The organism is Psychrobacter sp. (assembly GCF_049295055.1).
Lineage (GTDB): Bacteria > Pseudomonadota > Gammaproteobacteria > Pseudomonadales > Moraxellaceae > Psychrobacter.
This window is the reverse complement of the sequence record NZ_JBAQQF010000017.1, coordinates 1-2,623: the sequence shown is the minus strand read 5'-3', so window position 1 is coordinate 2,623 and position 2,623 is coordinate 1. Positions and strand designations below refer to the sequence as shown.

At 42.8% G+C, this 2,623-nt stretch carries 3 protein-coding genes; all 3 read left to right on the top strand.

Annotated elements, in window-relative coordinates; translation table 11 throughout:
• A partial coding sequence (locus tag WAZ74_RS02825; RefSeq protein WP_422305588.1) for a translation initiation factor IF-2 occupies positions 1-939 on the top strand: 939 nt, incomplete at its 5' end.
• Between the two features lie 152 nt (positions 940-1,091).
• On the top strand, positions 1,092-1,496 hold the full coding sequence (locus tag WAZ74_RS02820; protein WP_422305586.1) for a ribosome-binding factor A: 405 nt from the start codon (positions 1,092-1,094) through the stop codon (positions 1,494-1,496).
• A gap of 8 nt (positions 1,497-1,504) precedes the next feature.
• Positions 1,505-2,593 carry a tRNA pseudouridine(55) synthase TruB gene (gene truB, locus WAZ74_RS02815; protein ID WP_422305584.1) on the top strand — a complete coding sequence of 363 codons (1,089 nt, stop codon included), beginning with the start codon at positions 1,505-1,507 and terminating at the stop codon, positions 2,591-2,593.
• The last annotated feature ends 30 nt before the right edge of the window (positions 2,594-2,623 follow it).

The window sequence follows — 2,623 nt, the reverse complement described above, 5'->3', positions numbered from 1 at the left end:
GGTCGCGGTCCGGTTGTTAGTGTCCTAGTTAAAAAAGGTACCTTGAAACAAGGTGACTTAGTATTAGCAGGCGAGCATTACGGTAAAGTTCGTGCGATGACCGATGAACATGGCAAGCGCATTCAGTCAGCAGGTCCTTCTATTCCAGTAGAGATTTTAGGTTTACCTGAAACACCAGCTGCAGGTAGCGAATTCTTAGTCTTAACTGACGAGAAAAAAGCCCGTGAAGTTGCTGACTTTAGAAGCAATCGTGAGCGTGAGCGCCAACTAGAACGTCAGAACGCCATGCGTCTAGAGAGCATGTTCGATCAGATGGAACAAGGCGATGTGTCATTCTTGAATATCGTACTAAAAACCGATGTTCGTGGTTCGCTTGAAGCCTTATTAGCAGCACTAAACGAGCTATCAACTGATGAAGTTAAGGTCAGAGTCATTAGTTCAGGTGTTGGTCCAATCTCTGAATCTGATGTAACATTAGCAGAATCTAGCGAAGCCGTATTACTAGGCTTCAACGTCCGTGCAGATGCAACCGCACGCCGTAAAGCAGATACTGCTAATATGGATATTCGCTACTACAGCGTTATCTATGGCTTGATTGATGATGTCAAAGCTGCCATGAGTGGTATGCTGGCGCCTGAACATCGCGAGAAAATCTTGGGTGTTGCAGACGTTCGTGAAGTGTTCCGCTCTAGTAAATTTGGCGCCGCAGCAGGTTGTATGGTTGTTGAAGGTACGATTTATCGTAACAAACCTATCCGCGTCCTGCGTGATGACCAAGTTATCTTTACTGGTCAGCTGCAATCATTACGTCGTTATAAAGAAGACGTCAATGAAGTACGTACCGGTATGGAATGTGGTCTAGCAGTTCGTGGTTATGATGTCGAAGCTGGCGATAAAATCGAAGTCTTTGAAATCCAAGAGTTCGCACGTACTATCTAAAGTAGCTGCTTGATAATTCTTAATATTCAGCTGTACTTAGGCCTAACAGGTACACCCTGCTAGGCCTTTTTTAGCAAATAGAAGTCCTAAAATTTGTTAATCAAAAACGTATCAATCAATAAAAATAAGTCATATTAAAGTAAGGTAATAACATGAACCAACGTTTACAACGCTTAGCTGATCAGATTCAGCGTGAGCTCGCTGTCCTTATCCGTGATGCCGTTAATGATCCGCGTCTGACTGGTTTTGTGACTATCTCTAGTGTTAAAGTCAGCCCAGACCTAGGCTACGCTGATATTTATGTCACCATCATGGAGCCTGAACTCAACGATGCTATGACTATGTCAAATCACGAAGAAAGCATCAAAGTCCTTAATAAAGCTGCTGGTTTTTTGCGTACTGAGCTTAGCCATAGTCTAAAAACTCGCACTACGCCGCGCTTACGTTTCCATTATGATGAAGTCACTGCGCGTGGTAACTATATGATGGATTTGATTAGTAAAGCGGTCACTAAAACTGAGCAAAACGAGTCTGATGAGCAAGAAATCAACGAGTAAAAGCTATTATGTCGATCGTCTCTACAAAAGCCTCTATGCAACCCTCTAAGAAGACTGAACAGATGACTGATAAGATAAAAGTCAATGGCGTGATTTTAGTCGATAAACCTCAAGGTATGACGTCACAACAAGTGGTGTCAAAGGTAAAGTACCTGTTTAAATCTCCCAAGCATGACAGTAAAAAAGCCGGTCATACGGGAACGCTCGATCCCATGGCAACGGGTCTATTGCCTATCTGCTTGGGGGAAGCGACCAAGTTCAGTCATTATCAACTTGATGCCGATAAATCGTATCAAGCAACTATTCTTTTGGGCAGTCAGACTGATACGGCTGATGCTGATGGACAGATTGTCGCTGAGAAACTTATTCCACATTTCGATGCGGTAGGGCTAGAAAAAATTGCCCAGCAGTTTTTAGGGCCACAGCAGCAAATTCCACCGATGTATTCTGCGTTAAAGAAAGATGGCAAAAAGCTATATGAGTATGCGCGTGCGGGTATTGAGATTGATCGCCCGGCAAGAGATATTGTTATTAAAGCAATTAATTTAAAAGTAATCGACGCTAAGCAAATCCAGCTGACAGTGACTTGCTCTAAGGGTACATACGTACGCGTATTAGCAGAAGATATTGCAAAAATGCTTGGTACATTAGGACATTTAACTGCTTTACGACGTATACAAGTCGGTGACTTTCATATTGACGCGGCGATTAGTTTGGCGGATTTAGAAGCATTAGCTTTAGAAGATCGTCAGGCGCATTTATTACCCGTAGATGCTTGCATCAACATTGAGGCTGAGCTTGTATTAACGGCTGAGCAATGCGCCCGTGTACAAATGGGACAACGTTTAAATGTCATCGAGCAGCTAAACGACGATTTGCAATGTTATATTTCAGCTGTCATCGAGCAACAGCCTAGTCAAGATGAAAATAGCGTTATTCAACAAAATGGCGATGATAGTGAAGGTAATAGTGAGGCTTTGTTGCCTTATGAAATACCCGTAGATATCCGTCTCATAAATGAGCAAGGGCAGTTTATTGGTCTAGGAGCACTGAGTTTAAATGGTCGCTTGCAGCCGAAAAAGCTCATCCAGTTGTAATATTAATGCTTAAATAAGCTTTAGTAGCCA